Source organism: Aeromicrobium sp. (assembly GCF_036675695.1).
GTDB lineage: Bacteria > Actinomycetota > Actinomycetes > Propionibacteriales > Nocardioidaceae > Aeromicrobium.
The window spans coordinates 1-3,184 of sequence record NZ_JAKFEL010000224.1; the positions used below are offsets into that span (position 1 = coordinate 1).

Genomic DNA, 3,184 nt, shown 5'->3' on the forward strand with positions numbered 1-3,184 from the left:
CGCGGCCAAGGACGGTCGCGTCATCCGGGCAGCCAAGGAGGCGCTGAACGGCATCGAGCCGGTCGACGTCAACCACAGCTACCGGTTCGAGCAGGGCTTCACCTTCGAGCTCAACCTGATGGGCGTGAGCGACGAGCTTCGAGACGACTTCGCCGGAACCGACAAAGCAAAGGGCACTAAGTGAGCAAGCCACGCGACAAGCAGATGACGATCGACGAGGTCGTCGCCCAGCTCTCCGACGGGATGACGATCGGGATCGGCGGATGGGGTCCGCGGCGCAAGCCGATGGCGCTGGTCCGCGCGATCCTGCGCTCTGATCTCAAGGACCTGACCATCGTGAGCTGGGGCGGTGCTGACGTAGGCCTGCTCGCCCGGGCCGGCAAGATCCGCAAGGTCATCTACGCGTTCGTCTCCCTCGACTCCATCCCGCTCGAGCCCAACTTCCAGCGCGCCCGCCAGAACGCCACCATCCCTGAGATCGTCGAGCTCGATGAGGGGATGTTCCAGACCGGCCTGTACGCCGCCGCACAGCGGCTCCCGTTCCTGCCGATGCGCGCCGGCCTCGGCTCGGACGTGTTGGTCAACAACACCTGGATCAAGACCGTCACCAGCCCGTACGCCGACGAGAACGGCGACTTCGAGGAGCTCACCGCGGTGCCCGCCCTGAAGCTCGACGTCGCGCTCGTCCACATGAACCGCGCCGACGCACACGGCAACGCGACCTACCTGGGTCCGGATCCGTACTTCGACGACCTGTTCGTGCAGGCCGCCGACAAGGCGTTCCTCAGCTGCGAGCAGATCATCGACACCGCCGGGCTCACGGTCGACACCGCGGTCCAGCGGCTCCTCATCAGCCGGATGGCGATCGACGGAGTCGTCGAGACACCCAACGGTGCGCACTTCACGACCTGCACACCTGACTACGAGCGCGACGAGATGTTCCAGAAGGCCTATGCCGCCGCAGCCGGTGGGTCCGACGAGGACTGGGCCGCGTTCGAGCAGCGCTTCCTCTCGGGAGACGAAACCGCCTATCAGGCAGCCGTTGCCGCATTCGCCGCCGAGGAGGCAGCCAAATGACTGAGTTCACTCGCGCAGAGGTCTGCGCCGCCGCCATTGCCGACGCCTTCGCCGACGACGGCGAGATCTTCGCCAGCCCGATGGGGATGCTCCCGATGCTGGGAGTCCGGCTCGCCAAGCTCACGTCCAACCCTGACCTGGTCATCTCCGATGGCGAGTCACTCTTCCTCGGTGGTACGCCGCCGCTGTTCGCGAAGGCTGACGTCGTCGAGGGCTGGATCCCGTTCCGCCGCGTGTTCGATGTCGTCGCGTACGGCAAGCGCCACGTGATGATGGGCGCCACCCAGGTAGACAAGCACGGCAACCAGAACATCTCGGCGATCGGCGACTTCACGCAGCCGAAGCGCCAGCTGCTCGGCTCGCGCGGCGCACCCGGCAACACCGTGAACAACCGGACGTCCTACTGGGTGCCGAAGCACGGTCCCCGGGTCTTCGTCGAAAACGTCGACATCGTCTCGGGCGTCGGTCCGGCACGCGCCAAGGCTGCTGGTCCTGGAGCGTCGAAGTACAACGACATCCACCGGATCGTCTCGAACCTGGGCGTCTTCGACGTCAAAGGCGAAGGCGACACCGTGCAGCTGCTCAGCGTGCACCCCGGCGTGAGCGTCGACGACGTCGTTGCCGCCACCGGCTTCGAGCTCGCCATCCCGGCCGACGTTCCGGTCACCCGGGAACCCACCGAGACCGAGCTGATGATCATCCGCAACGTCCTCGACCCGAAGACCCTGCGCGACCGTGAGGTCCCCCCAGTCACGACAGAGGCCGTCAAATGATCGACCAGCTGCTGAAGACGCCGCTCACCGAGCTGACCGGCGTACGTCACCCGGTCGTGCAGACCGGTATGGGTTGGGTCGCTGGGCCCAGCCTGGTCAGCGGCACCGCCAACGCCGGCGGACTCGGCATCCTCGCCTCGGCGACGATGACGATCAAGGAGCTCGAGCAGGCGATCATCGAGGTCAAGGAGCGCACTGACAAGCCGTTCGGCGTGAACCTCCGCGCCGATGCTGCTGATGCACCTGCGCGCTGCGAGCTGCTGATCGAATACGGCGTCAAGGTCGCCTCGTTCGCGCTCGCCCCCAAGCCCGAGCTGATCGCCAAGCTCAAGGAGCACGACATCGTCGTGATCCCCAGCGTCGGACTCCCCAAGCACGCGGTGAAGGTTGCCTCGTGGGGCGCCGACGCCGTGATGATCCAAGGCGGCGAGGGCGGCGGCCATACGGGCTCCGTCCCGACCACCCTCCTGCTTCCGACGGTGCTCGACGCCGTCGACATCCCGGTCATTGCTGCCGGTGGCTTCTTTGATGGCCGCGGTCTGGCCGCTGCGCTCTCGTACGGCGCTGCTGGCGTCGGTATGGGTACACGCTTCCTGCTCACTGCTGACAGCCGTGTCCCGGATGCCGTCAAGCAGCGCTACCTCGAGGCGACCGTCGATGACACGGTCGTCACCAAGAAGGTCGACGGCATGCCGCACCGCATGCTCCGCACCGAGCTCGTCGAGCAGGTCGAAGCCGGATCCGGTCTACGTCGCATCCTCCCGACCGCCAAGCGCACGCTCGAGTTCAAGAAGATGGCGGGCATGTCGTGGAAGCAGCTCGCGATCGACGGACGCTCGATGCGCAAGGAACAGGGCCGTACGCTCGGCCAGCTCGCGCTCGCAGCCAACACCCCGATGATGCTCAAGGCCGGACTCGTCGAGGGTGACCCGACGGCTGGCGTTCTCGCGTCCGGACAGGTCGTTGGAGTCATCAACGATCTGCCGACCTGTGAAGAGCTCATCGACCGGGTCGTCACCGAAGCCGCAGCGTCCCTCAAGCGCGCTAGCTCGTACCTCTGACCGCCTGAATCTCCTGTTTCCCTCCATCGCCGCTACGCGCCATTTGCGATGGCTCCATAGGACCGTTCAGCGCCCAAAACTGTTGTCGGTGGTGCGTTCTAGGTTGGAAGTATGTTCACCGAAGTCGCCACCGAGGACGTCCTTGGGGTTGTCCGCGCTCACGATTTCGAGGCTGAATCAGAGCTCAAGTTTGGTGCTGCGCGCATTGACGCGATCGTGGCGTTGGAGCGGCTGAATCGAGCGACCCAGGCTGAGATGGTTGCCCAGATCGCG

The 3,184-nt window shown here is 65.7% G+C and carries 3 protein-coding genes and 1 pseudogene; all 4 read left to right on the forward strand.

Annotated elements, in window-relative coordinates:
- Positions 1-184 (forward strand): annotated as a pseudogene (locus V6M39_RS14425) (enoyl-CoA hydratase); the annotation flags it as partial.
- A complete protein-coding gene (locus V6M39_RS14430; RefSeq protein WP_332644507.1) occupies positions 181-1,077 on the forward strand; it encodes a CoA transferase subunit A in 897 nt (298 codons plus the stop codon). The pseudogene V6M39_RS14425 and the gene V6M39_RS14430, both read left to right, overlap by 4 nt.
- Positions 1,074-1,850, forward strand: a complete 777-nt coding sequence (locus V6M39_RS14435; protein ID WP_332644508.1) for a CoA-transferase subunit beta — start codon at positions 1,074-1,076, stop codon at positions 1,848-1,850. The genes V6M39_RS14430 and V6M39_RS14435 overlap by 4 nt, the downstream gene beginning before the upstream one ends.
- Positions 1,847-2,911 (forward strand): NAD(P)H-dependent flavin oxidoreductase, encoded by a 1,065-nt coding sequence (locus V6M39_RS14440; protein ID WP_332644509.1) that lies wholly within the window; start codon positions 1,847-1,849, stop codon positions 2,909-2,911. The genes V6M39_RS14435 and V6M39_RS14440 overlap by 4 nt, the downstream gene beginning before the upstream one ends.
- Positions 2,912-3,184: the final 273 nt, after the last annotated feature.

Excerpts from the sequence above, each read along its gene's own strand:
- V6M39_RS14435 (WP_332644508.1), top strand. The coding sequence starts at position 1,074 with ATGACTGAGTTCACTCGCGCAGAGGTCTGCGCCGCCGCCATTGCCGAC.
- V6M39_RS14440 (WP_332644509.1), top strand. The coding sequence starts at position 1,847 with ATGATCGACCAGCTGCTGAAGACGCCGCTCACCGAGCTGACCGGCGTA.